The following is a 24,361-nucleotide window of genomic DNA, read 5'->3' as shown; positions in this document are numbered from 1 at the left end:
TAGTAGCCCCGGGCTCCGCCCGGGGGTGGCGTTGCGTTTGGGCCACGTCATGCGGAATGGTTGCCGACCCCCGGGCGGAGCCCGGGGCTAGGAGTACGGGTCAATAAAACTTACGAGGGAGGTTCTCGATGTTGCGTTCATTGATTGCGCTGTCGCTATTGGTCGTTGCCGCGCCGCTGCAGGCTGAGGAGGAGTTCGTTGAGCTCTTTAACGGCAAAGATCTCACTGGCTGGAAAGGCGATGAAAAAGTCTGGTCGGTCGAGGACGGGCTGCTCACCGGCAAGTCGCCGGCGGAGGGAAAGGATAAGCTTAAGGCGAATACGTTCGCCATTTGGGATGGCGGCGACGTGGGCGACTTTGAAGTGATCGCCGAGTTTCGGCTTGAAGGGAACAACAACTCGGGCGTGCAGTATCGCGCTCAGCCGAAGCCGAACGGCGGGCCTTACGGGGTGATCGGCTATCAGGCCGACATTCACGCCGATCCGCACTACACCGGCATGTTGTACGACGAGGGTGGCCGCGGCATTGCCGCCGAGCGCGGGCAGAAGGTGACGCTGCTGCCGGGCGAGAAGAAGGATGTGCAGCCGCTCGACCCGAAGCAGGAGGAACTCAAGCCGATCGATCTCACCGAGTGGACGACGATCGAAGTGAAGGCGGTCGGCAATCGGCTGATCCACAAGATCAACGGCGAAGTGACCGCCGACATTACCGACGACGATCCGAAGAACGCCGAAGCGAAGGGCTTGCTCGCGCTGCAGGTTCACGCTGGGCCGGATATGAAGGTGCAGTACCGGTCGGTGAAGCTGAAGGATCTCAGTAAGGAAGCGGCGAAGAAGTAACGGCGCGGCCAGCCCCGGGCTCTCAGCTTAATGAGTTCTGGCTCCCTCCCCCTCAAGGGGAGGGGACCTCAACTTCATAAACCTTGTCGTGTGACAAAGCGCGCGGCGATATCGAACGGAATGGTTACCGACCCCCGGGCGGAGCCCGGGGCTAGGGTTACTTTGCTTCGCCGGCGGCGAGTTCGCCTTTTTCGAGGCGTTCCACATGGTGGCGCAGCGCCCGTTTGCGTTGCGACGCGTTTTGCTCCGGCCGGTAGTTGCCGAAGAGCCGCTTGCCGGTGATCTCGTCCCAGTTGTAGGAGGCGAGCACGCGGTAGGTGAGGTCGTCGTCGTCCATCCAGCGGACGATGCGATTGAGGGCGCCGTTTTTCACCTCTTCGCGCGTCTTGCCGACCGCGCTGGCGTCGAAGCCGGAGAGCATTTCCATGAGGTCGTCGGCGGCCTCTTGGCCCCGTTCAAGGGCGAAGGCGTCGCCGATGCCGACGGCGGCCGAGGGATCGCGGGCGATCGCTTGCCGCAGCGAGTCGACTTGCGAACGCCACGACGAACGTTGGTTGGTGTCGTTGAGGGCGTTCACGAGCGCGTCGTACAAGCCGACGTACGCGCCGCAACGAGCGGCGAGGGCGCGGACTTCGGTACGGCGACCGCGATCGGCGGGATCGCTCAATTCGAGCAAGTGCACGTTCACCGGCTCGCCGGCGACGAGCGCCTTGGCGACTTCATCGCGAGCGCGGCGTTCGCTGTCGGCAATCACTTCGCGGTCGACCCACTCCGGCAGATTGTCGATGGCAACGGCGGCGGTGTCTGTGCCGGCGACCGTCGTCCAAGTGGCTGGGGCTTCGATCTTCTCGCCGTTCCACTCGATCGAACCGCTCGTGAGGTACCACGACGCTTCGACCGGCGCGGGGGCGCGGTTGGCGAGCGGGCCGGGAACGAAGACGCGGCGGACTTCGATGGCGAGGCTCGACGACGGGCCGAGCTGAGCGAGGCGCTCGACGTCGAGCAGCGAAAGTTCGATGCGGTTGCCGTTGAGGCCCGAGTTGAGCACGACCTGGCCATAGGGGATGCGCAGGCCAAACTCGGCGGCGCTGGCGCCCGAGCCGGCGCCGGGGGGCAGCAGCTCCACTTCGGCGCCGCCGCTGAGATACACGTTCGCGTCGGCGAGGACGACGTGGGTGCGGAAGGTGGGGAGCGCCAGCAGCGTCTCGCCGGGCAGGAGCGGCGTGCGCGGGGCGACGCGATTCCAGACGTTCTCTTTGGGATCGAGCTTCAACAGCACGTCGTTGTTGCCGAGGTAGGCGCCGATCGGTTTGACTTCGGGCGTGTCGGTTTCCTTTTCGTCGGCGCCGGGCGGGAATGGATCGGCGTTCGTGGCAGCGGCGTCGGCGGCGGGGATCGAGGAGGCGCTGGCGTCGGCGACCATCACGGGGCCGGGAGTTTCCGCGGCGGGCGTTTCGGCGGCGCCGGGAGTGGGTACCACCGCGTCGGTAGCGACCGGCGGCGCGGGAACGGCCGGCGCTTCCGTAGCGGCGACCGCGGCAGCATCGGCGGGGGCGGCAGGCGTTTCCGCCGCAGCGGTGGCGTCGACAGCGGGTGCGGCGGGTTGATCGGCCGCGGGGCCAAGCGTCATTTCGCTGGCGTCGGGGACTTCAGTGGCGGCGGCGGCTGTCGGGGGCGTTGCTGCGGGAGCAGCCGCTGCGGCCGCTTCGGTTTCGGCGGCGATCGCGCCGGCCATTTCAGCGCCGGGTGCGGGGAGTTCGAGCGGCGGCGTCTCGAGCGTGCCGGCGGTTGCCGGTGCGGCAGCGGGCGTCTCGACGACAGGCGGCAGCGTTGGCGCGCTTGGCGTGAAGGCCGGAGCTTCGCTGTCGGCGGTGTCGCTCGCGGCAGGAGCGGTAGCGCCGGCGTCGGCGGTGCTGCTCGACGCAGCGGGCGTTTCGAGATTGCCGACGTCGACGGCTGCGACCACGTCGTCGATCTTGCCGATCGCGGCGACGTCGCCAGGCGTTTCCACCGGCTTGTTGTTCTCGTGGCGGATGTAGAACGCCAAGGCCGCAATGCCGCCGAGGACGAAGGCGCCGAGCGTCGCCGCCAAGGCGCGGCGCGTGCGCCGCCGTTGCCGTGCGGCGGCGAGCATGTAGTCGGGGACGCCCGCTTCGTCGGGATCGACTTGCGAGTTGCGCGCTGTTGTCGTTGGCGCCGGCGTTGTCGTGGGGGCCGGCGCAATCGGCGCCTCGGCGAGCGTCGGCGTGACCGACGCGTTGGCGGGCGTGGCGTGGGCTGGCTCAACGCGGACTTGTTGAGCTGCTGCCGGCGATTGCGCGAGGGCATAGAGCCGCTGCCGCAGATCGGCGTCGACTTCGGCTGGCTCGCCGAGCACCATTGTCAGGATGTGATGGCACGACGCGGCTTCGGCGAGCAGCATGTCGGCGTTGTTGCCTGCTTCGAGGCAACTCCGCTCGAACTCGGCGACCGCGTCGGGCGGGAGGGTGCTGTCGAGATATTCGGAGGTGGTGTTCGCGTCGAGCGCGCCGGCGTCGCCGTGAAGGTCGCCCGTCTCGGCCGAGAGGATTTCAGGCGCCGAGAGTCGCAGCCGCCGGACCGCGTCGCGCGAGCGGTGGATCAGCTCGGTGGCGAAGGGGCTTTGCTCGATCTTTCGGCCGAGATCCTCCTGATCGGCAGGATCGAGGACGTCGTCCATGTAGGCGAGGAGGGTGCGGAGGGTGAGACGCATGGGTCGGCCGTGGGGCTGAGGGATGCTTTTTTCGTGGGCGCTCCGGCGGGTCGTTGACCCGCGGCTACTTTGTTAGTGGCGCCGTGGGCGAGGGTTCGTACAAGAAAATCTCCGGCGGGGAGATTTTGTGCGAAATAGCCCCGGGCTCTGCCCGGGGGTGGCGTTGCGCGGGGCAACGCTAACTGGCATGGGGAGCGACCCCCGGGCGGAGCCCGGGGCTAGGGGATCAGCCTGCCGCAGCGGCAATCCGGCGGTCGGCGCCTTGCCGGCGGTCGCCGCCACGGCGGCGTTCGGTAAAGTACGCGGTGGCGCGGCTGATGGCGAGCTCGCGGAACTGCGACGGGAAGGCGAGCAGGAAGAAAAGCGAAGCGCCGAGTTGCAGCCCCGCGATGACGCCGGGGTGAATCGTTGGCAACGCCGTCGCTTCGTGCGGTTCGACGACGAACCGCGATTCCCAGCCGTCGCTGGTGCGGACCCAATCGCCGCCGGGCGATCGGCCGGCCGCACGTTCGCCGGCGCTGATCCAACCACTGATGGCGGCGACAATCAGAATCGTGAGCAGGCTGCGTTTCATGGCGGGTTCCTCGTCTTGCGATGTTTTCCTGAGGGCAACGGGCGTGCCGACGCGTGGCGTGGCGTCGGCCGAAAATGGCGGGTGCGAAATCCTCGGGAAATCGCGCGGCGCCGGGGAGTTTCGCCCCACGGAATCCCGCGCCCTGGCGTGGCGGCGGGGCAACGTCGCCGGTGGGCTGCGTGGTGAAAAATGAACGCGATCCGTGCAGTCGCCGCCCGCCAAAGCGGCACATTTCCTGGCCCGACGGGCTGGCGGTTTACCACCTTTGGCAGACGCCGCGCGGGCGTCGGCATGTCGAGTTGCCGGTCGCGTGCTGGCGGCAGAGTTTGCGCCTGCGGCGAGTCCCGTAACTTCGGAGAACTCGATTTTCCGAGCGTTTCTGCTTGTGGGAATGAGAGTTACAACACAATCCGTCGTCGCGCCAAAGCCGCGCGCACGGCAGCGTGTAAGATTAGGCAGCTCATCGTTCGGCGCGTGAAACGAACCTTATCTTTCGCCGCCCGACTTGTCAGCGATTTCGGCCCACGGTTTGCATTCTACCTGGATTGAATCGAGCCTTCGGAACCTCTCGATTCGTTCCCGACACCGCAAGCCCTGGCGCCTCTCATGCTCCGCTTTAGCCATAACGCCGCTATGACCACGGAAGCGATTTCGCACCTGCGCCGGGCCTGCACCGAAGCCGAGGGGTACCTCGAACTGGGAATGCCGGAGCGTGCTCTGGCGTCGCTGCAACGGTGGGGGCAGCATGTCCACGGCGACGCCCGCGGCTGCTACCTGATGGGCGAGACGCTGCGCGAGCTGCAACGGTATCGCGATGCGATCTTCCCGCTGCGTCGTTGCCTGGAACTGATTCCTGACGATATTCACGTGGCGATGGCGCTCGGCTGGTGCCTGAAGCGGACTGGCCAATTGGAAGACGCGATTGGCGCCCTCGAACACGCCATCGCCGTCGATCCGAGCGAGGCGGTGCTGCACTACAACCTGGCGTGCTATTGGAGCCTCGCTCACAATCGCCGTCGCGCGCTGCAGTGCTTGGCTCACGCGCTGGAGATTGACGGCAACTTCCGCGATCTGGTTTGCGACGAGCCTGATTTTGATCCAATTCGCATGGATCCGCTGTTTCAGGCACTGACGACTGCGGTTGGCTAATCGCATTTCTGGCCCCGGGCTCCGCTCGGGGGTGGCATTACGCGCGATTTAGCCGATCGGCGTTTTGGCCGACCCCGGGCAGAGCCCGGGGCTAGGAGTCTTTGCGACGTTACCGCTGTCGCAAACAGCATTCTCGTATTTTCCGGCCCCCTCCCCCTCGAGGGGAGGGCTGGGGGAGGGGGGGCGCTTGTACCCGCTTCAATCACCCCTCCCTAACCCAGTGCTCCGCACGGACCACCGCCTGCGCTCAATCGCCACTGGCGACCGTGCTCGTTGCTCCCCTCAAGGGGAGGGGACCTCAAGGTATATTTTTATTTGGGGCGACGCTTCAAGATGATCGCAACTAATGCAACGCACGCCGCGGCGGCTGATGTTGGCTCAGGGACCGCTGACGCGATGGGCGCACTGCCTGTGTACTCGCGCTGCCAGATAAGAAAATCGGCGCCGTCGGTGCGGTTGTCGTTGTTGGCGTCGCCGTTGGCGTTTGTGCCGAAGGCCGATCGCCATGCCGCTAAGTCAGCGGCGTCGACGAAGCCGTCGCCAGTGAAGTCGGCCGAGAGGATTGGCGCCGTGGCCGTTTCGTAGGCGCCGATGTCGATGGCCCCGGCAGGGCGGGGCGTGCCGACGATGTCGACCGCGGGGGCTTCCGTCGCGGTTCCTTTGTTGAGCGCGGGCGAGCCGCTGCGGAGGCGGTAGTCGCCGGCGGTCCAGTTTTCGAATAGTTGCGCCGCCGTCGCCGTGAACGAGTGGGCGTCTTGGCCGGTCGCCGCTTGCCACTGGGCGAGCGTGATATTCGAGCCGCCGCCGTTCGTGGTGAATCGCGAAATGACCGCGTTGTAGTCGCTCACCATCCCTGGCAGGCTGTTGGCCGAGACGTCGATGGCGCCGCGCGACGCATGTTGCGAGAGGATGATGTTGTTCAGCAGCGTGTTGTTGGTGGAGCCGTCTTGAATGTTGATCGCCCAGCGGCCGTTGGAGGGCTGGTTGATCGTGTTGTTGACGACGACGTTGCCGCTGGAGCCTTCGGCGCCGTCGCCCATGAAGAGCGAGATGCCGCTGGCGTGGTTGTCGTAGAGCAAGTTGTTCTCGACGCGGGAATCTTGGACGCCGTCCATGTTGATGCCGCTGCCGCCGCCGAGGGCGCCGCCGTTAATGCTCGCGGCGTTGCCGTAGACGCGGTTGCCGCTGACGAGGGCGCCCGTGATCAGCCCGTCGCCGCCGAGGCTGGCGTCGCCGTTCATATGAATGCCGGCGCCATGGTTGCCCCAGGTGACGTTGTTGCGAATCACGGGGCGATCGCCGCTGTTCGAAACGTAGATGCCATGCTCCAAAATGGAGCCGCTCGTTTCGTTGTTCTCGATGAGCAGGTCGTTCACATGGCCGGTGAAGATGCCCCAGCGGCCGTTGTTGTAGGCGTGGACGTTGCGGATGGTGACGAACTCGGCCATGTCGTCGTCGAGGCCGACGCTGCGGATGCCCGCGCGGGGCATGCCGGTGACGCTGAAGCCGTCGATGATGATGTGCGAGGCGAGTTCGAGATTGATGCCGTCTTGATTGCCGGCGCCGCTGGTGGGCGTGTTGATGAGGACGCCCGGCTCGGCGAGGAACTCGATGGGGCTCGCGGCGGTGCCGCTCGTATCGAGATAAAAGCCTTTGTAGTTGCCGGCGCGAACCGTGACGCGATCGCCGGGGCCGACGCGGTCGGCAGCGTACTGCAGCGTGGCCCAGGGAGCGCCGCTCGCGCCGGACGCAGAATTGTTGCCGCCGGGGGCGACGAAGAACTCGGCGCCGCGGGCGAGTTGAATTTGGCTGGCCGCCGCCAGCGCCGCGAGGGTTCCGTACCAACAGACCTCGAGCCAACGACCTCGTCGCATGCCGCGTCTCCTTCCGTTCCGTTAGCGTCGCGGGTGTCCGTCGCGACGTTGGCCCCTGAGCGTGTGATTGTACACGAGCGGGCGGGGAAGGGGAGTAAAACGTGGTGCTAGCGCCGCGCGCGGTGGCGGCGCCGAAAGCGTTACTTCGGTAGCGTGGCGACCGCTTTCTGCAATGTTGCGATGCTGCGGTTGAGGGCTTCGCGCTCTGCAGATTCCAATTTCGGCGCGAGCACGCTCTGCACGCCGCCGGCGCCGATGACGCTCGGCAGCGAATAGGTGACGCCGTCCGCCGCTTGGTGCGAGCCGACTACGGCGACGATCCGTTCGTCGCGGAGGATCGCTTCGGTCAGCCGGGCCGTGACGGCGCCGATGCCATACTGGCTCGCACCGATGCCGGCGATGATGTTGATGTTCGCGCTGCGGACGGCCGACTCGACTTCGCTGCGGAACGTCGTCGCGTCGAGTTTGCGTTGCTGCAGCACGTCGGCGAGCGGCACGCCGCCGATGGTGGCCGCCGACCAGACGAGGACTTCGCTCATGCCATGCTCGCCGAAGACTTGGGCGCTGACCGATGCCGGGTTCACGCCGAGCACCTGCGCGAGATGGGTGGCGAAGCGGAGGCTATCGAGAAACGTGCCGGTGCTGACGACGCGGTCGTGACGGGCAAGCGTGCGAGTGAGGTCGGCGAGCGGATCGGGCGGATCGGCGACCACGAGCAGTACTGCTTTCGGTGCGACGGCGACAACCTCGGGGACGATCGCTTGGAAGATGCCGGCGTTGACGCCGAGCAGGCGGAGCCGGCCTTGTGCGTCGCTCTTGTCGGTGGCGCCGCCCGATTTCTCGTTGGCGCCGGCGGTGATCGCGACGAGGTCGGCGTCTTTAAGATCGGCGTTCGTGCCGCTGCGAATCGAGAGCGGCGGTCCGGTGGGGATGCCGTAGCGGAGGTCGAGCGCGACCGCTTCGGCGACTTCGCGGCGAACGTCGACGAGGACCAACTCGCGGCAGGAGCCGCGCGAGACCATAGCCGAGGCAGCGGCGCGTCCGACCATGCCGACGCCGACGATTCCAACTTTGCTCATTTCGCTTTCCTTGCGATAGGGTCCATCCAGCGACGCGAGCCTAGCCCGCGCTTACTCTTTCGCGTCGGCCTTCACGTAAATCTCCGCCGGCGGCTTGTCATAGTACTTGAAGAGGGCGGGGCAAATCCAACCCTCCATCGGCGGTTCGTCGAGCTTGTAATAGTTGCCGACGGCGTCGCCGCGCGTCCAGGTGAGTTTCCTTTCGTACTCGGGGAAGGGCTGGGCGGAGAACGTGAGGCGGAAGCCATCCTTCGCGTTCGGGATGTCGGCGACGAGGTGGTCGATCATTTCCGGCACGCCGCCGACGAACGGCTCGCGGACGAGGCCGAAGCGGCTGTCGTCGAAGACCCACGTTCCTTCGTACATGTAGGGGGCGATGACGAGGATCGAGTTTTGCGGAGGACGGGCGCCGCCGACGGGGAGGGCGCCGGCTCGCCAAGCGAGCGCCGTGGCGACGAGGACGACCAGGAAGGCGGCGCCGATGACGCGGCGTTTCGTTGTGGGCTGGACCATGGACTTGTCCGTCGGGAAGCAGTGAAGAGAGGGAGAAATTCCGGCAGGTTCACCCGCGCAGCTGCGCTCATCATATGCTTCCGGCGAAACAAATGGATATCTATTTCTTAAGTAAGGAACAACAGAGTTCGGCGTGGCTGTGCCATTCGTGGTCGATGCTGCGCATGAGGAGGGCGTTGTCGAATTCGATTGAGCCATCCGGGAAGATTGTGCGATTGTCGAAGTAGCTGGAACTGATCGCTTCGATGGCGAGCGGCGTCGCGGTCCAGGAGTGGCAGCGGAGCTCCAGTCCTTGATAGACGTTCGGCGTGCGTGCGTTCGAGTAGCCGAGCGATCCGGCGGCGAAGAATTGCGAGGCGGCGTCTGCGGTGGGGAAGAGCGAGTTCGCGGGCCAGGCGTCGCCCGTGTAGCCGCGGACTTGGATGGCGGTGACGCCGTCATCGCTCTGCATGTCGAACGACAACTCGTCGGGCGTTTCTTGCACGGCGAAGCGGGCGTGATGGTGCACGCCGGGGAAGAGTCGGCCGCCGACGAGGGCGTTGAAGCGCGAGTTGGTATCGCGACGGCGGATGTAGACGCCGGTGCGAACGGCGTCGCCATCGTTCCACTCAACGGCGACGCGATGGGCGGCGTTTTCGGAGCCTACGCCGAGCCACGCCGGCATGCCACGTGGTCGCACCGACTTCAAGCGGATGAGGCAGATGCCGGCGACGCCGTAGCCGTTCACGAGCTGCGGACGAAACGGCGCGGGGAGCGTGGCGGCGAGCACGTCGGGATCGACGCGAAAGTTGGCGAGGATGCGGCGATCGATGACGCCGCGGATGGCAGGTAGGTTAAGCATCGGTTAACTCGGTTGTCGCCACACAACGCCGCGGCGCTCGTATTCCATGTTTTGCTCGATGCGGAGCGCGATCGCGGGGCTGGCGAAACGTTCGACGATCCAGAGTGCGAGGTCGAGACCCGAGGTGACGCCGCCGGCGGTGATAATGGCGCCGTCGTCGACGACGCGGGCGCGAACGACGCGAGCGCCGGCGGCTTCGAGGTCTAGGATGGCGCTGTGGTGAGTGATCGCTGGGCGGCCGGTTAGCAGTTTGGCGGCGGCGAGGAGCATCGCGCCGGTGCAAACGGCGGCGAGCGTGACGCCCGCGGCGTGGTACTCGGCGAGTTCCGTGGGGATGACGCCGCGGTTCACTTCAGCCCGAGCGCCGGCGGCGGAGCCGTCGATCCAGCCGCCGCCGGGGATAACGAGCAGGTCGGGACGCGGGCCCTCGCCGAGTAGGGCATCGCACGCCACGGCGAGGCCGTGGGCGGCGACGATCGCTCCCGCGGTGGGTGAGGCGACGAGGCGCACGCGAAAGTCGGCGCCGAGCTTGGCGGCGTTTTGCAGGACTTCAAACGGCGCGATCGCGTCGAGTTCGTCGAAGCCGGGGTAAATGAGGATGTCGATGTTCATGGCGAAATGAATCTGGTCGGTTAAAGACGGAAACCGCCGTCGCGGCGACGCATTAACATAGCAGTTCAAAGTTATGCGTAGGCGCACGAAAAAGCCCTGCCTGTTCTGCGAGGGTCGCGGGAACAGGCAGGGCTCGGTGGTTTCGGCGTTAGCGTGCCGGCGATCAATCGGCGAAGATGCCGGTGCCGTACCAGATGCCGTTGCCGCCGCGGCGGATGTCGTACCCGAACGCGCGGTGACGACCCGAAACGCCGCGCCAGTGGCCCGACGAACCGCGCCAGCTTTGGACGCAGTCGATGCACGAGTCGATCATGTTCTGGCCAGGCCAACTTTCGGCGACGACTTCGGAGACGGGGCCGCCGGTGGCGCCGCTCAGTTGGTTAAACCGCGAACCGAAGTTCTGGTGACCTTGCTGGCCGATGCTGGCTTGGTAGGTCGAGTGGCTGGCGGCGCCGCTGGCGAGCGTCGGGTGATGCGCGCCGTAGGTGCTTTGCGGAGCTTCGGGATGGGTCCGCACGGCCCAGATCATCGTCCGCTGGGTGAGCGTGCCGGCCGGCAGGTCGAGAATCACGCTGAGGTGATTATTCTGCCAGTGATAGTACTTGCCGCTGGAGTAAGGGAGCACGTTGACGGCGTGGCCGTAGTGGCTGGCGCCTTCGTTCTTCAGGTCGAGCAGGACGAAGCCCGCGCCGCCTTGCAGTTGGGCGAAGGCGGGGAAGGAGAGTAGCCGCTGGGCTTTGCCATCGACGGTGATTTCGGCGTCGACCGGCAGGCGAAGACGCGAGACGCCGTCGAGCTTCTTTTGAATCGCGGCGTTCGTCGCGAAGTAGTTGTCGACGCTGGTTTGAACGTTGTTCGTTGAGGTGCTGGTGAGGTTAATCAACAGCATCTGCTTGTTGCGCTTGGCGGCTTGGTAGGCCTTATTGTAGTCGGTGCGCCACTCGAGCCCGCCGACCGTGACGGTCGACTTCTTGTCGGACTCTGGCTTGGCTTCTTTCTTCGTTTCTTCTGCGGGTTTTTCCGCAGTCTTCATGACCGATTTTTCTGCGGTCTTTGGTTCCGCCGCTCGGGCGGTTTCTTTCGCAGGAGCTTCGGCGGCAGGTTGAGCCGCAGTTGGCTCGTCGGCGCGGAGCGGAGCGAGCGAGATCGAGGCGAGCGCGGCGACGACGGCCGAGGCGCAGAGTTGCTTCGTCAGTGGTGAAGCGAACAACATACTCTTCTCCTAAACTCTTTAACGCCGAACGGAGGTTCCATTTCCGATCGACGCGTCTCGAAATGCCGTTAGGCGAATCCTTCGTGCGGCACGCGAAGGTTCGAGTCTAGGGGTCGCGCAAGCTCGTGGCAACGAGCAGAATGGGCTGTTTGCGGGTTTTCCCTGCGCCCGGGCGAGAGAGATTCGGTAATCTGCGCAAGGTGGCGGAGCGGCGCTCTCAGGCAGCTGGGTGGCGAACCCGACGGCCGGGGGGTTGGCGCACGATGCTCATTGCACTACCGCCGAACGCGATGGCGAGGAGCGCCGCGGAGGCGGGTTCGGGGATCGTCGCGACGGCTGCAGTCGCGGGAACGCCGCTGCCGAATTGCCGCTGCCAGATGAGGAAGTCGGCGCCGTCAGTCTTCAGGTCGCCGTTGGCGTCGGCTCCCGCGCCTTGGCCGAAGGCGAGCTTCCAAGCGGCGAGGTCGGCGGCGTTCACTTTGCCGTCGTTGTTGAAGTCGGCCGCGTAATCTTCGCCGCCGAGCGTGAGTTTGAGTTCGTAGGGGCCGCTGGCGAAGTGGTCGCCAAGATAGGCGTCGTCGTTGGTGCCGGTAACGGCGAGCGTCACCTTGCCGTTGGGCGGGACGGTCCCGGTGAGGAGCGAGAGGCCGTCGCTGCCGCCGTCGTCGTCTTCGCTGATCAGAAAGCCGCTGTCGCCGAACCAACCGAGCTGCGTATCAATTGCGATGTTCTGCGGATCAAACGTTTGCGCGGTGAACGGTGCGCCGGGAGTCAGGCCGGTGAAGGTGAAGTAGTCGATGTCGGCGTTCACACTGAAGTAGCCGAGATTGTCGATGTACACGTCATACGAACCGAGAACCGCGTCTTCGTCGACGAATGAGTACTCCTCAACGGAGCCTGGTGCGAGCGTGGCGGAACTCGTGAAGAGGTTCGCCGGGTCGCCGAAGGAGTCGTACGTTTGCACGTAAACGTCGAGAGCGCCCGACTCACCGTGATTGCCAACGAAGTCGTCGTCGCCATAGCCGCTGATGACGAACGAGATGGTGCCGTTTTGTTGCTGCGTCGGGACGCCGACGAGTCCCGAGGCGTGCCCGTTGCCGACGGGGCTACTGTCGTCGTCGAAGTCGACGATGGCGCCGAGGAAGTTGCGGATGCCGAGAATCGTGTCGGGAGGCTGCACGAGCTGGTCGCTCACCGTGAGGACGCCGGGAGCGAGGATCGTGGCCGTAGCGAACGTTTCGTTCGGTTCGGCGGCTTGGGCGAGCGCAGATGCAAGACCCGTAGCGAGAGCGATCGAGGCGAAGAACTTTGGAATTCTCGACATGTTAACAGCTCACTCAGTGGTGACGGGCTATCCGCACGCGTTTGAAACCGAGGCGGCAGCGAGTCGCAGTATAGCAGTACAGGATTCGAAAGTCCCTTGAGGTTGGGGTTTCCCCATCATGATTGGGCAAGGGGTTGCTGCGCGGGCTTCAGCTCGCCTGGTCAGGCCTGACGGCGACGGATGACGGCAAGAGCAGCGACTGAGGCCGCGCCTGCGAGGACCAGCGTCGACGGCTCAGGAATGGCATAAGTGAGAACAAGATCGTTTCCCATGGCATTCAGTTGAAAGGCGCCGATCGCATATTGCGGGCGTGCCGCAACGAGCGCGGAACGGTCGATGACGACGGCCGCAGGATCAAAGCCGTTGAGATCGGAGCTGGACGCGACGAGCCACTGTCTGGTCTGAAGCCCCGCGGGCGGAGCTTCGACGGCCGAGGAGGCGAACAGCGGATCGATCTTGAACGTCCATTTGGCCGAAGGGGTGGCGTCGAACAATAGTTCGGACGAGACGTCGAGGAAATCCCAGCCGCCCGCTTGGCCGGCGAGGCCGTTGGAGTTTTCGAGTTCCCATTTGTAGACGGCGCCCGAACCGATGGTCATGTCGCCGTCGATCGAGAGCGTGCCGGCGCTCGCGCCGGGCGCGACGATGGCGCCGGTACGCACGTCGACGTCGCCAACGAGCGTGCCGTTGCCGGCAAGCAGCGCCGCGGCCGAGTTTAGTTGGAGCCTGGCGGCGACGCCGTCGTTGAGGATCTGCAGGGAGGTTCCGGCTGGAACGCTGACCGAGCCGGTTTTGAAGTTGTTGTTGCCGATGAGGTTGAGGCTCGATCCGAGTTGAGCGGCGGTAATCGCTCCCTTGAGTTCGACGCTTCCTTCCCAGGCGACGATCTCCGAGCCGGCGCCGACGTGGAGGGGACCGTTGAGCGTCAGTTTGCCGGAACTGGTCTTCTTTAGTCGAACATCGCTGGCGATCGTGGTCGCTCCGGAGATCTGCATGTTGCGCACGACGGGCGAGCCGGTGAACCAGTTCTCCGGTAGATCGATCACGGAATCGGCGGTCACGGCCACGGCTCCGGTAAGCGTGGGCGAGTTCAGGCTGGCAACGATCTTGCCGCCGTTCAACTGAAGGCGGGATTGCAGCGATGCGTCGATCGCGAGCGTGCCCTCGGGATCGACGACGGCGACGCCGGAGCCGAACGCCTGGGCGTGCGTGACGCTGGCGCCGGAAGCGCGAATGAAGACGCTGCCTTGGTAGCCGGCGCTGCTGCCGCCGAGCGTCACTTTGCCGCCGGTGAGCGTGACGTCGCCGTTGAACTGCGAGAAGCCGCTGAGCAATTCAATGAGTTGGTCGGCGCCTGACGCGAGCGTTAGCGTGCCCGCGCCGCGGATAACGCTTTGGACGGTGAGGTTGGCGCCTTGGATGTCGCCATGTTGGCGAATCTCGATCGGCGCGCGTAAGGAGGAGTCGCCGCGGCCGGTCGCTTTGATCATTCCGCCTTCCAGCACGATCTGGCGCTGGTTGTTGAATCCATTGAGTTCGATCACGCCGCCGTCGCGAACGAAGACGCCGCTGGCTTCGCTCGGAGCGGCCCCGCCGAGCGCGGTCCCGTACATGCGCAGCGTCCCTTGCTCGACAATGACCTGGCCGACGAAACTCGGGCTGCCGCCTTCCAAATAAAACGTTCCCTCGCCGCGTTTGACGAGCAGGCCGTCGCCTGCGAGCGGTTTGGAAATCGTGCCGGTGTAAGCTTCGATGAGATCGGCGTCGATTGAGGCGGCGCCGGTTCCGCCGACGACTCCGCGGCTGCGCACGGCGAGTTTGTTCAGTTTCACCGGTTGCGTGTCGGAAAAGTTCAGCAGATAGCTGCCGCCGTTGAGGTTGACGACGTCGTCTGCCGGGATCGCCGAGCGATTCGTCAGAGTTAGCCGAGCGTCCTGGGCGACGTTCGTTCCGCCGCTGTAAGTATTGACGCCGCCGAGGGTAGCCGGGCCTTTTTGCGAGACGTTTAGCGACACAGGATTGGCGCCGTCGTCGACGATATCGGCGGCGACGTTCAGGTTGTTCCCGAGGTGGAAGAAGAGTTCGTGGCCGCTGCCCGCGCCGGCGGTGATTCGCCCGCTCGAGATCGTGGTCTCGGCGTTGACGATGAATCCGCCGCTCTCGACCTTAAGGGTGTAATTGTTGAGGGCGATGGGGACCGTTCCGACGGTGCGAATCGAGTTGACGGTTCTGTCGCCAGTCAGGGCCATAGCGCTGGCGAGTTCGATGTTTTCGTGCGCGGCAGCCAGGTCGAGTTGCTTGCGCGTCATGGGGGCTGCTTCCACTTTGCCGTCGACGATCGTCGCGAACGCGTCGGAGGACATGAGCGAATGGCCGCCGGCCATCGTCGCCCAACCGCCGATCAAGCTGTTTTGTAGCGGCGCGTCGAGTTCGATGGCGCCTCCTTCGGGCTTGCCGAACGACACGACGGCGCCGCGGCTGCGGTGAAGCTCGTTGATTTGGATGACGCCGGCGGTTGCGAGGATGCGGTTGAAGCCGCGCTCTGCGTGAACGGCGCCGATCGTTTCGCGCGAGCCCCCCGCCGTTGATCCGAGGAGTTCGATACGGCCGGACTGTAAGTAGACGGGGACGGCGTCCGAGAGACGGTCGTTCGAGCGGACGGCGCCGCGATCGTTGAAGACGAGGGTTGCGCGTGGGTCCGCGTTGGAATTGGAAACGTCGCCGCTGACGGCGATGCTCGCCGTCGTCGCCAGGCGAGCGTTCTCGGTGAGAACAAGTTTGCCGTCGAGGATGCGGGTTTGCCCGGAATAAGTGTGGCCTTGATTGGTGATTCGCAGTTCGGTGTTCATTCCCATCTTCGAGAGCGAGCCGCCGTGGATCGCCCCGCTGATCGTCAGATGGCCGGTGCGGGTAACGCTGCCCGACGCTTCGTTTTCGGATCCGCCGACGTAGCTGCCTTGGTCGCCGAGGTAGAGATTGCCGGCAAGTTCGCCGGAGCCGACGATGCTTCCGGCGTAGTCCATGCCGGAGGAGTTATTGAGATAGAGGGCGTCTTCGACGCGAACGCCGGCCTCCAGGAAGATTGCAGCGTTGCGCGAGCGGGCGATTGAGGTGCTGCCGACGGTCGTGCCGAGGCCGAGAGCATCTTCGATTTCGAGCCAGCCTTGGTCGACGCTGATCTGTCCGTCGAACCCGTCGAGCCGTCGGACGGCGCCGATGCCGCGCGTCCGCTTTTCGATGGCATCGACGCCGGTGATCCGTCCTTCAATGCTTCCGGCGAAGAACTCGAGGGCGTCGACGTTTGCAGTCTTTCCTGCTTCGATCAAGATGCCGCCGCGTTGAAGCGACTCGCGGATTTCCGGCGAGCGAGCGTCGACGCGCAGTCGCGGAGTATGGAGATCGGAGCCGATGGTCAGAGACGTCAGACCCGTCTCGACCGTGCCGCTGAACTGGGAGAGATCGCCGGCGAGGCGTGCGCGTTCGAGGCCGTTTCTCCCCGGCGCCGACAGGTCGCCGCGCGGCGCGAACTGGCCGGTGAACAACGCGTTGACGCGATCAGAGAGGACGACGTCGCCGCGGACGGCGACGCCTCCGGCGAACTCGTACTGATTCGAGATGCTGCCTTCGACGACCAGCGTTCCCGCTCCGGTGATCGCTCCGGTGAACAAGGCGGCGCTGCTGGCGTTGGGAGAGCGGCCGACGTAACCGCGGCCCGCGATCTCGATATTGCTCGCAACGTTCGCGCTTCCGTTGCTGGCGTATGGCACGAACGCCCCGCCGACCAGCGTGATTTTCCCGGCGTGGGGAGTCGTCGACGTGGTGGTGAGGAGGATGCCGAATTGTTCGACGACGAACGGTTCGGTGGTAGCGGGCGTCGATACCCAGCCGTTGCGGATGAGCGTCCCGACGGAGTCGTCGCCGAACGCGGTGCTCGTGACCGCCTGCATCGTGTGGTACGTCCCGACGTCGATCGTAGTGAGCCCGGTGTAGGTGCTATTCCCGTTAATGTACGTGATGCCGTAGTTGGTTGGTCGCCCGCTGAAGGCAAGCGCGCCGTTGCCGGAAATGCCGCCGGTGAGCCACAGCGAAGAGTATCCCGCCTGACTAATCGTCAGCACTTCGCCGGTTGGCAGCACGAGCGGGGCGGAAATCTTCGTCGTTAGATCGCCGTTCTGCGCGATGAGGCTGACGGAGGGCTGCGTGCGCGGCGACGGATCGCTGAACGTGAGCGGAGCGTTGCCGGAAATCTCCACGGTTCCCCTGCCGGCAACGGTGAGCACTGCGATCGACGCTGGCTGTCCGAGGTCGGCGCGCAAGGTGGCGCCGGTCGTGCTCAACGTCGCCGTATCGCCTGCAATGCTAGGGATGCCGTTGGTCCAGTTGAGCGGATCATGCCAATTCGTGGACGGTGCGTCGCTGCGCCAAACGGTGTTAATGGCTACGGCGGACTGACAGAACAGAAAGGGCGTCGCTGCGACGAGATAAAGATAAGTTCGGATGGCCAACAAACGGCTCCTGCAGGCGAAGGGAATCGCGACGCGAAAATAACGTCTTGGCGATACGGTTAAGTGATTTAAGCAGGCTGCCAATCTAAACGGCGTCGCCGTCCGGGGCAACGCTTGCAGGGTAGATGCAATCTCACTAGGAGCCGTCGGTTTGGCGATCCGTCTCGCGAAGAGGCGTCGACAGGCGAGTTTCTTCACTGCTTTTTCTGCTGTCGCGAGGGACAATTCGCGTCATAATTGTTGTTCGTTTTCGGCAGAACCGTGGGATTTTCACATCGATCACATGAGGCATGTTCAATGAACTCTGCGAAGATAACGTACTTGGCGGCATGGGCAGTGGGGGCGATCCTGATTGGCGGGGCAGTTGGGCGTGCCGACGAAACGAAGATTGCTGCGGCGAAGGGCGAGACGCGCAGCCTGTTCAACGGCAAGGACCTGAGCGGCTGGCATGCCGATGTGCCGGAACTCGATAAGAATCCGCAAGGGAAGTCGCCGTTTGTCGTTCGCGACGGCAATCTCGTCAGCCTCGGCACGCCGGGCGGGCATCTCATCACCGACGACGAGTTCAGCAACTACCGGCTGGTGGCTGAGTACCGGTTCGTCAACAAGCCAGGCAACTGCGGCGTGCTGGTCCACGCGTCGAAGCCGCGGGTGCTGTACGGGATGTTCCCGCAGTCGCTCGAAGTGCAGATGCAAAGCGGCGAGGCTGGCGACTTTTGGTGCATTCACGAAGACATCGAAGTGCCGGAGATGGCGAAGCGTCGCGCGGGCGACCCGGCGAACTGGGGGGCGACCGAAGGGAAGGAACGGCGGGTTCTCAACCTGACGGAGAAGTCGGAAAAACCGCTCGGTGAGTGGAATCAGATGGTGATCGAATGCGTTGGCGACGAGATCAAGGTGTGGGTGAACGGCGAGTTGGTGAACCATGGCTCGAAGTGCACGGCCGAGAAGGGGCAGATCGCCGTGCAGGCGGAGGGGACGGAGGTGGAGTTCCGAAAGCTGGAGCTGACGCCGATTAAGGAGGTAGATCCGTTGGATGTTTTTGGGGGATGATTGGTCTCTCGCAAAGGCGCGGAGGCGCAAAGAAAATCGCAAAGGAAGGAAGAGAGTATTGGTGACGTGCGTACGAGCGGTTTAGCCGGCCAGTGGGAACGTCGGAATGTTGGACGGCTTTGATTGTTTGTTGCTTGGCTTTCTTGGCATTTCTTCGCGCCTTTGCGGCTTGGCGAGAGACGAATGGGAATGCCGTTCGCAAAAGTACGCCCGTTGAGGGGGGGTGTGCGCGACGCGGAATTTGAGAGCAAGTTCTTGGGCAGGAGGAATGATGGGAATTCTGATGCGCGCCGTATCGGCAGCGTTGATCGTGACGGCAACTTGCGGGGTGGCTGCGGCAGATGATTCGGCTACGGTGGAGGGGGCTGCGACGCCGCGGGCGACGTTGACGCTCGCATGCGCTGCCGACAACGATTTGTATCGTGGGCTGACCGCTGGTGGATCAGCGGTGCAGCGGGCGGATTCGGTGCGCGAGGGGATCGAGATCGCCACGCCGGGGACGGCGTTGCTTTTGCTTGCCGATGGGTATCCGGAGCGGCGGACCGTGGTGCGGGCGGAAGATTACGCGGCCGCGCGGGAGAAGGGGCTAAAGCTGTTGGTGGAGTATCCCGCCGAGGCGCCGGGAGTGGAGTTCGCGGCGCCGCGGCAGGCGCGATGGGAGCGGGGCGTTGTCGCGGAAGGATCGTCGCTCGGGTTGCCGCGGCTGGCGATTCTCGCGCTCCATGATTGCCAGTTCTTGCCGTGCCGTGCAGAGAATCCGCTGTTAGTGCTGGGGCGCGTGGCGGGGTTCGATCGGGCATTGTTTGGCATGCCCGCGGCGAACGATCCGCTCTTGTTTCGATCCGACAAGCGAACGTGGATTGCAACAACGCGATTGAGCGGGTTTGTAACGTCGCGCTACGCGCCGGCGGCCGATTGGGCGACGTTGTGGACGCATTTGCTCGCGACGATCGATCCCGCGGGACCGCCCCACCAACTGCAAGTGAAGCCGCTGGCGACGCCGGCGTATGCTGCGGAGGCGCCGTTGCCGGATTCAGCCGAGGCGGAGTCGCTCGCGAGGTTCGCGAAGTGGTGTCTCGACTCGCGGCTGCTGATCACGCCGGAGCGGGAGCCGGAACTCCACCGCTTGCTGCGCGAGAATGTGGAGATCGTCCCGCCGCCGGCCGTGACCGGTGGCGACGGTTCGCTGGGAATTCTCGAAGGGTACGCATCGCAGATTTTGCCCGACGGCAGTCAACTGCAGCGGACGCCGATCCGCGCCGATTGCCAAGCGGAGACGGCGGCGGCGCTGGCGTTGCATGCGCGGCTCAGCGGTGATGCGCGGAGCGAGCAGGTCGCGACCAATCTGATGACCTATTTGTACGAAACTTCGGACATGTGCCGCGGTGAGCGCGGCGATCCGCAGCATCCGGCGTTTGGACTGATTGCGTGGGGGGCCGTTTCACCCGCTTGGATGGCTGGCAACTACGGCGACGACAATGCCAGGACGCTGCTCGCCACGATCGTGACGGCCGCCGAGCTCGAAACCGCGGCGTGGGACAAGCCGTTGTTGCGAGCGCTCTACGCCAATTTGCGAACGACCGGCACGCTCGGGTTCCGTGGCGACAATCTCACCATTGCCCCGCTCGAAGAGCACGGTTGGAAGCATTTTCACGACGCCGCGACCGTGAACGTCTCGCCTCATTTCGAAGCATACTCTTGGGCTTGCTTCCTGTGGGCTTACGCGCGGACGGGTGATGAGCAGTTTCTGGAAGTGACTAAGCGCGGGATCCGCCGCACGATGGAAGAGTATCCCGCCGGTTGGCGGTGGGGCGAGAATCTTGACCGCGCGCGGATGCTGCTGGCGCTCGCTTGGTTGGTGCGCGTGGAAGACACGGCCGAGCATCGCGGCTGGCTCAAGCAAGTGGCGGACGACTTACTGAAGACGCAGCAGCCATGCGGCGGGATTCCCGAGCAGCCGGGCAACGCGTCGACGGGGCACTTTCTTGTGCCGACTTCCAACGACGCCTACGGCACGGGCGAAACACCCCTGATTCAGGAGAGCGGCGATCCGGTGACCGATCAGCTTTATGTGTCGGGGTTCGTCTTGCTCGGCCTGCGTGAAGCGGTTGCCGCGACGGGCGATCCGGAGCTGAAGCAAGCGGAAGATCGCTTGGCCGACTACTTGGTGCGCGTGCAGGTGCGTTCTCAGGAGATTCCGTATCTCGACGGGACGTGGTTCCGGGCGTTTGATTATCGGCGCTGGGACTATTGGTCGAGTTCGGGCGATCTCGGCTGGGGCGCTTGGTGCGCCGAAGCGGGGTGGGGGCCGGCGTGGACGGCGATCACGCTGGGGTTGCGCGCCGAGGGGACGTCGCTGTGGGAGACTAGCCAATCTTCGGCGATTGCTGAGCAGCTTGAGGCAGTGCGCGGAGAGATGTCGCAGAACGGTGGCGAACCTTGGCGAGGGGCGGTCGAGTCGCCGTAAGTGTCGCTGTCAACGCAGCCGTTCCTCAGCCCCGGGCTCCGCTCGGGGGTGGGTTGCACTGCGCGGGACGACGCCGATCGGAATGGAGAGCGACCCCCGGGCGGAGCCCGGGGCTAGGCGATGCGGTCGGTCAGGCTCGCGGCGAGGGTGATTAGCTCGCCTGCTTCGACCGGTTTGGGTAGATGCGACGTGAAGCCGGAGACGAGCGCGCGACGGCGGTCGTCAGCGCGGGCGTAGGCGGTGAGCGCAATCGCCGGGGTTTTCTTTTGCTGTAGCGTCGCCTCCTGGCCGCGCCACTGGCGAATGAACGCGAAGCCGTCCATGCCGGGCATGCCGATGTCGGAGACGATGAGATCGAACGTCGCCGTCGCTTGCAGCTCGAGCGCCTGCTCGGGCGATTCAACCGAGGTGACGCGGGCGCCGCACGATTCTAGGACGCGGCCGACGAGTGCGCGGGAATCGGCTTCGTCATCGAGGATCAGGACGCTCAAACCGGCGAGGCTGAACGTCGGTTCGTGGAGATGCGAGCCCGAGAGGTTGTGCGATTCGCCGTCGGCCGCTTGCTCCTGCATCACGGAACGAATCGGCAAGCTGACGATAAAGGTCGAGCCGCGGCCTTCGCCGGCGCTGTCTGCCGAGACGACGCCGCCGTGGAGTTCAACGAGGTTGCGGACGATCGCGAGGCCGAGGCCGAGTCCGCCGTACGAGCGGCTGATCGACGCGTCGGCCTGGCGGTAGCGATCGAAGATGTACGGCAGCAGGTCGGGCTTGATGCCGATGCCCGAGTCGGTGACGGTGAGCTCGACGTGCGAGTCGACCCGCTGCAGGACGACTTGCACCTTGCCTCCTTTAGGCGTGAACTTGATCGCGTTGGAAAGCAGATTCCACGCGACCTGGCGGAGGCGGTTCGGGTCGCCTGTCGCTTTGACGCCGAAGAGGGGGGCGATCATTTTTTCGAGCCGCACCCCCTTCGCTTGCGCGGTGACGGCGGACGACTGGACCGCTTCTTCGACGATCGTCGCGAGGTTGACGTCTTGCAGGTCGAGCCGCAGCCGGCCGCCGATGATGCGGCTGATCTCGAGCAGGTCTTCGAGCATCGTCGCCTGGGCTTTGGCGTTGCGCTCGATGACGTCGAGCCCTTCTTGGAACTCGGCGCTGAGCTCTGTGCCCGTCATCTTGAGTAGCTGCGACCAGCCGAGGATGGCGTTGAGCGGCGTGCGGAGTTCGTGTGAGAGCGTGGCGACGAACTCGTCCTTCACGCGGTTGAGGCGTTCGAGTTCGTGGCGAGCGATCCGTTCGCTGTCGAGCGCCTTCTCGCGCTCGACGGTGGCGAGGCGGAGGTCGGCGTGAGCCATCGCGAGCATCTCGGCGCGACGGACGAGCAGGGCGACCATTCGCTGGCGGAGGTTATCGGCGGTGGCGATTTCGTCGTTGGTCCAGGGCTCGCAGGTCCCTTTGACGGTTTCACGCCAAAGGGCGAACGAGCCGCGCGGCGAGAGGCGATCGGGCGTCTCCTGCGAGAGGGCCGTTTTGCGGGGATCGCCGGCCCAGTCGACGGTGCGGACGTGTTCGGGGCGGAACCAGAGGAGCTGGTGGGCCCGATTGCGGCCAATGTTCACCGCCAGGACGCCGGCGGCGACGGCGGCGAGATGCCCGCCGCCGAACTCGCTGTTCAAATTGTCGATCGCGATGACTTCTTCGCCGCGTTCGAGAAGCCATGCGGCGATTTGGCGGATCTCATCCTCGCTCGGCGTGTGGCCGATGCGAGAGACGATACCGTCGGAAACGATCGCGGCGCCGCCGGAATCGATGCAATCGATGAGCGTCGGTTCGGAGAAGAGGGCGCCCTTCGCGAAGTCTTCGTCGCGACTGAGGTTGGTCATCACCTTGTCGCAGCAAGTGAGCTGTCGCTTGCGGAGCTCGCGCGTTTCTTGTTCGTCGACCGCGGCGATCTGCAGCGACATGAAGTGGCCGAGCAGTTCGCTCGCCTTCCGCAGGTCGTACGGAATAAACTTCGGCGAATAGTGATGGCAGGCAATCAGGCCCCACAGCTTGCCTTGTCGTAGGATCGAGATCGACATCGAAGCGTAGACGCCCATATTCCGCAGGTACTGCAGATGGATCGGCGAAACGCTGCGGAGCACCGAGTAGCTGAGATCGAGCGGCGGGGCGGTTGTATTAGCGGCGATAATCGGCGCCGCAATGTAGTCGCGATCGGCAATGAAGCGGAGCCAGTTCTTCGTGTAGAGTTCGCGGGCCTGCTTGGGGATGTCGGAAGCGGGGTAGTGCAGGCCGAGGAAGGGTTCGAGATCGGCGCGGCGTTCTTCGGCGATTACTTCGCCGTTCCATTCGCGGTCGAAGCGGTACATCATCACGCGGTCGAAACCGCAGAGGCGACTCACTTTCTCGCAGGCGAGGGCGGCCATCTCTTTTACCGAGGTGGCGCGTTCGATGCGGACGAGGGCGTCTTGCAGGTTGTGGTAGAGAGCATTGGCCCGCTGGCCGGAAGTTTCGGGCGAGCGTTCAAGTTCGATAAAGAGCTTGTCGCCGTAACGATGCGTGATCGCATCCCACGGTTCCTTAGCGTGCTGGAGCTCCCAGGTCGATTGGTAAGCGGGACGGCCTTCGCGCAGGTCGGCCAGATCGCGATGCCAGCGGGCGGCTTCGCCGTGCTCGTTTTCAATGAGTAGAGCGTCGACCGTGCGGCCAAAGAGTTCTTCCGGCGCGGCGCCGATGAGGTGAGCGGCGTTCGCGCTGACGTGCGTGATCGTGAGCCGCTCGCCGTCGAGCGCGACCAGCACGCCGTGGGGTTGGATGGCCCCAGGAATGTGGATCGGCTCGCGGTCGCAGGTGGTGAGGTCAATAGTCTCGGTCATCGTGCCGCCAAACGTTCACTTTCGTTGATGTTGTGAGTCGCACCGACGAGCGGTTCGGCGGGTTGCGTTAGCCAAGCTGCGAGCGATTCGAACGTACTGACCGCGGCAGCGACGACGCGGTCGGCGTCGCGCGGGTTATCGAACGCCGCGAGGCTCGCCAAGTAGCGCTGCCACATCTCGCCGGTTCGCTCGCCGTAGCAGGTGAAGAACGCGAGGCCGCAGCGGCTGGTGAGGCCGAAGCGGGCGGAGAAATGACGCGCGAGGATCATTCCGCCGAGCGTCGACCCTTCGACGACGTACATGGCGCCGACGGCGTCGGCCACGCTGCGGAGGGGCGGGGCGGCGGCCGGCGCGATCGACCGGAGTTCCGTCGCACTCATACCAAGCGATCGCAAGTCGTCGGCAAGCGCCGCGCACTTCCATCGTCCGGCCACCAGCCGTCGGTCGGCCGTCCGCTGCAACGAGGCCTCGAGCGGCAGGTAGTAGGCGTAGAACCGGGCGAGCAGGCTGCAGTAGTCGGGTAGTCGAAGCGCTGGATTGAGCAGATCGAGCGCGCGTTCAAGCGCCGTGTGGGCGTCGTGGGTCGATTCTTTGAGGCGGGTGCGAAGCGGCGCTAGGTGCATAAGTTTGCGGGCCGCTGGTCGCGCGGCGTCCAAGGAACGACCGGCCCGGCAGCGCAGCGGTCAGCGCTGAGGCGAGTCGCGCAAAGCG

At 64.9% G+C, this 24,361-nt stretch carries 16 protein-coding genes; 4 read left to right on the top strand and 12 right to left on the bottom strand.

Annotated elements, in window-relative coordinates:
* Positions 1 to 128 precede the first annotated feature (128 nt).
* Positions 129 to 839 carry a 3-keto-disaccharide hydrolase gene (locus ACQY7R_RS19620; RefSeq protein ID WP_428307244.1) on the top strand — a complete coding sequence of 237 codons (711 nt, stop codon included), beginning with the start codon at positions 129 to 131 and terminating at the stop codon, positions 837 to 839.
* Between the two features lie 157 nt (positions 840 to 996).
* On the opposite strand, the gene ACQY7R_RS19615 is transcribed toward ACQY7R_RS19620, so the two are convergent.
* Positions 997 to 3,570: a hypothetical protein gene (locus ACQY7R_RS19615; RefSeq protein ID WP_428307243.1), complete on the bottom strand. Its 2,574-nt coding sequence runs from the start codon at positions 3,568 to 3,570 to the stop codon at positions 997 to 999.
* A gap of 226 nt (positions 3,571 to 3,796) precedes the next feature.
* Positions 3,797 to 4,144, bottom strand: a complete 348-nt coding sequence (locus ACQY7R_RS19610; protein WP_428307242.1) for a hypothetical protein — start codon at positions 4,142 to 4,144, stop codon at positions 3,797 to 3,799.
* A 633-nt stretch (positions 4,145 to 4,777) separates the two neighbouring features.
* Here ACQY7R_RS19610 and ACQY7R_RS19605 point away from each other — a divergent pair.
* A complete protein-coding gene (locus ACQY7R_RS19605; protein ID WP_428307241.1) occupies positions 4,778 to 5,293 on the top strand; it encodes a TPR end-of-group domain-containing protein in 516 nt (171 codons plus the stop codon).
* Between the two features lie 311 nt (positions 5,294 to 5,604).
* On the opposite strand, the gene ACQY7R_RS19600 is transcribed toward ACQY7R_RS19605, so the two are convergent.
* The 8 genes from ACQY7R_RS19600 to ACQY7R_RS19565 form a co-directional block, all read right to left on the bottom strand.
* Entirely contained in the window at positions 5,605 to 7,167 is a 1,563-nt protein-coding gene (locus ACQY7R_RS19600) for a right-handed parallel beta-helix repeat-containing protein (protein WP_428307240.1), read from the bottom strand.
* A 140-nt stretch (positions 7,168 to 7,307) separates the two neighbouring features.
* Positions 7,308 to 8,246, bottom strand: coding sequence for a lactate/malate family dehydrogenase (locus ACQY7R_RS19595; protein WP_428307239.1), 939 nt, complete (start codon positions 8,244 to 8,246; stop codon positions 7,308 to 7,310).
* 51 nt (positions 8,247 to 8,297) lie between these two features.
* A complete protein-coding gene (locus tag ACQY7R_RS19590; RefSeq protein WP_428307238.1) occupies positions 8,298 to 8,759 on the bottom strand; it encodes a DUF6717 family protein in 462 nt (153 codons plus the stop codon).
* A gap of 100 nt (positions 8,760 to 8,859) precedes the next feature.
* Positions 8,860 to 9,600 (bottom strand): DUF2071 domain-containing protein, encoded by a 741-nt coding sequence (locus tag ACQY7R_RS19585; protein WP_428307237.1) that lies wholly within the window; start codon positions 9,598 to 9,600, stop codon positions 8,860 to 8,862.
* Between the two features lie 3 nt (positions 9,601 to 9,603).
* Positions 9,604 to 10,212: a DJ-1/PfpI family protein gene (locus tag ACQY7R_RS19580; RefSeq protein WP_428307236.1), complete on the bottom strand. Its 609-nt coding sequence runs from the start codon at positions 10,210 to 10,212 to the stop codon at positions 9,604 to 9,606.
* Between the two features lie 163 nt (positions 10,213 to 10,375).
* Positions 10,376 to 11,425 carry a hypothetical protein gene (locus tag ACQY7R_RS19575; protein WP_428307235.1) on the bottom strand — a complete coding sequence of 350 codons (1,050 nt, stop codon included), beginning with the start codon at positions 11,423 to 11,425 and terminating at the stop codon, positions 10,376 to 10,378.
* A 217-nt stretch (positions 11,426 to 11,642) separates the two neighbouring features.
* A complete protein-coding gene (locus tag ACQY7R_RS19570) occupies positions 11,643 to 12,749 on the bottom strand; it encodes a dockerin type I domain-containing protein (RefSeq protein ID WP_428307234.1) in 1,107 nt (368 codons plus the stop codon).
* A gap of 161 nt (positions 12,750 to 12,910) precedes the next feature.
* Positions 12,911 to 17,254 (bottom strand): PEP-CTERM sorting domain-containing protein, encoded by a 4,344-nt coding sequence (locus tag ACQY7R_RS19565; RefSeq protein WP_428307233.1) that lies wholly within the window; start codon positions 17,252 to 17,254, stop codon positions 12,911 to 12,913.
* A 297-nt stretch (positions 17,255 to 17,551) separates the two neighbouring features.
* Between ACQY7R_RS19565 and ACQY7R_RS19560 the strand changes: the two genes are divergently transcribed.
* The gene (locus ACQY7R_RS19560; protein ID WP_428307232.1) at positions 17,552 to 18,307 is read left to right on the top strand and encodes a 3-keto-disaccharide hydrolase; all 756 of its coding nucleotides are present in this window, start codon (positions 17,552 to 17,554) and stop codon (positions 18,305 to 18,307) included.
* A 271-nt stretch (positions 18,308 to 18,578) separates the two neighbouring features.
* The gene (locus ACQY7R_RS19555; protein WP_428307231.1) at positions 18,579 to 20,774 is read left to right on the top strand and encodes a hypothetical protein; all 2,196 of its coding nucleotides are present in this window, start codon (positions 18,579 to 18,581) and stop codon (positions 20,772 to 20,774) included.
* Between the two features lie 113 nt (positions 20,775 to 20,887).
* Here ACQY7R_RS19555 and ACQY7R_RS19550 read toward each other — a convergent pair whose 3' ends face one another.
* Positions 20,888 to 23,650: an ATP-binding protein gene (locus ACQY7R_RS19550; protein ID WP_428307230.1), complete on the bottom strand. Its 2,763-nt coding sequence runs from the start codon at positions 23,648 to 23,650 to the stop codon at positions 20,888 to 20,890.
* Positions 23,647 to 24,273 (bottom strand): biliverdin-producing heme oxygenase, encoded by a 627-nt coding sequence (locus tag ACQY7R_RS19545; protein WP_428307229.1) that lies wholly within the window; start codon positions 24,271 to 24,273, stop codon positions 23,647 to 23,649. The genes ACQY7R_RS19550 and ACQY7R_RS19545 overlap by 4 nt, the downstream gene beginning before the upstream one ends.
* Positions 24,274 to 24,361 lie beyond the last annotated feature (88 nt).

The sequence above is a fragment of the Lacipirellula sp. genome (assembly GCF_965279485.1).
In the GTDB taxonomy this organism is placed as follows: domain Bacteria; phylum Planctomycetota; class Planctomycetia; order Pirellulales; family Lacipirellulaceae; genus Lacipirellula.
Note: the sequence above shows the minus strand (reverse complement) of the source record. Positions and strands in the feature narration are given on the sequence as shown.

Coding starts and splice junctions, on each gene's coding strand:
- ACQY7R_RS19575 (WP_428307235.1), bottom strand. CDS start 11,425: ATGTTGTTCGCTTCACCACTGACGAAGCAACTCTGCGCCTCGGCCGTC.
- ACQY7R_RS19605 (WP_428307241.1), top strand. CDS start 4,778: ATGACCACGGAAGCGATTTCGCACCTGCGCCGGGCCTGCACCGAAGCC.
- ACQY7R_RS19560 (WP_428307232.1), top strand. CDS start 17,552: ATGAACTCTGCGAAGATAACGTACTTGGCGGCATGGGCAGTGGGGGCG.
- ACQY7R_RS19570 (WP_428307234.1), bottom strand. CDS start 12,749: ATGTCGAGAATTCCAAAGTTCTTCGCCTCGATCGCTCTCGCTACGGGT.
- ACQY7R_RS19600 (WP_428307240.1), bottom strand. CDS start 7,167: ATGCGACGAGGTCGTTGGCTCGAGGTCTGTTGGTACGGAACCCTCGCG.
- ACQY7R_RS19610 (WP_428307242.1), bottom strand. CDS start 4,144: ATGAAACGCAGCCTGCTCACGATTCTGATTGTCGCCGCCATCAGTGGT.
- ACQY7R_RS19545 (WP_428307229.1), bottom strand. CDS start 24,273: ATGCACCTAGCGCCGCTTCGCACCCGCCTCAAAGAATCGACCCACGAC.
- ACQY7R_RS19615 (WP_428307243.1), bottom strand. CDS start 3,570: ATGCGTCTCACCCTCCGCACCCTCCTCGCCTACATGGACGACGTCCTC.
- ACQY7R_RS19620 (WP_428307244.1), top strand. CDS start 129: ATGTTGCGTTCATTGATTGCGCTGTCGCTATTGGTCGTTGCCGCGCCG.
- ACQY7R_RS19595 (WP_428307239.1), bottom strand. CDS start 8,246: ATGAGCAAAGTTGGAATCGTCGGCGTCGGCATGGTCGGACGCGCCGCT.
- ACQY7R_RS19590 (WP_428307238.1), bottom strand. CDS start 8,759: ATGGTCCAGCCCACAACGAAACGCCGCGTCATCGGCGCCGCCTTCCTG.
- ACQY7R_RS19585 (WP_428307237.1), bottom strand. CDS start 9,600: ATGCTTAACCTACCTGCCATCCGCGGCGTCATCGATCGCCGCATCCTC.
- ACQY7R_RS19550 (WP_428307230.1), bottom strand. CDS start 23,650: ATGACCGAGACTATTGACCTCACCACCTGCGACCGCGAGCCGATCCAC.
- ACQY7R_RS19555 (WP_428307231.1), top strand. CDS start 18,579: ATGGGAATTCTGATGCGCGCCGTATCGGCAGCGTTGATCGTGACGGCA.
- ACQY7R_RS19580 (WP_428307236.1), bottom strand. CDS start 10,212: ATGAACATCGACATCCTCATTTACCCCGGCTTCGACGAACTCGACGCG.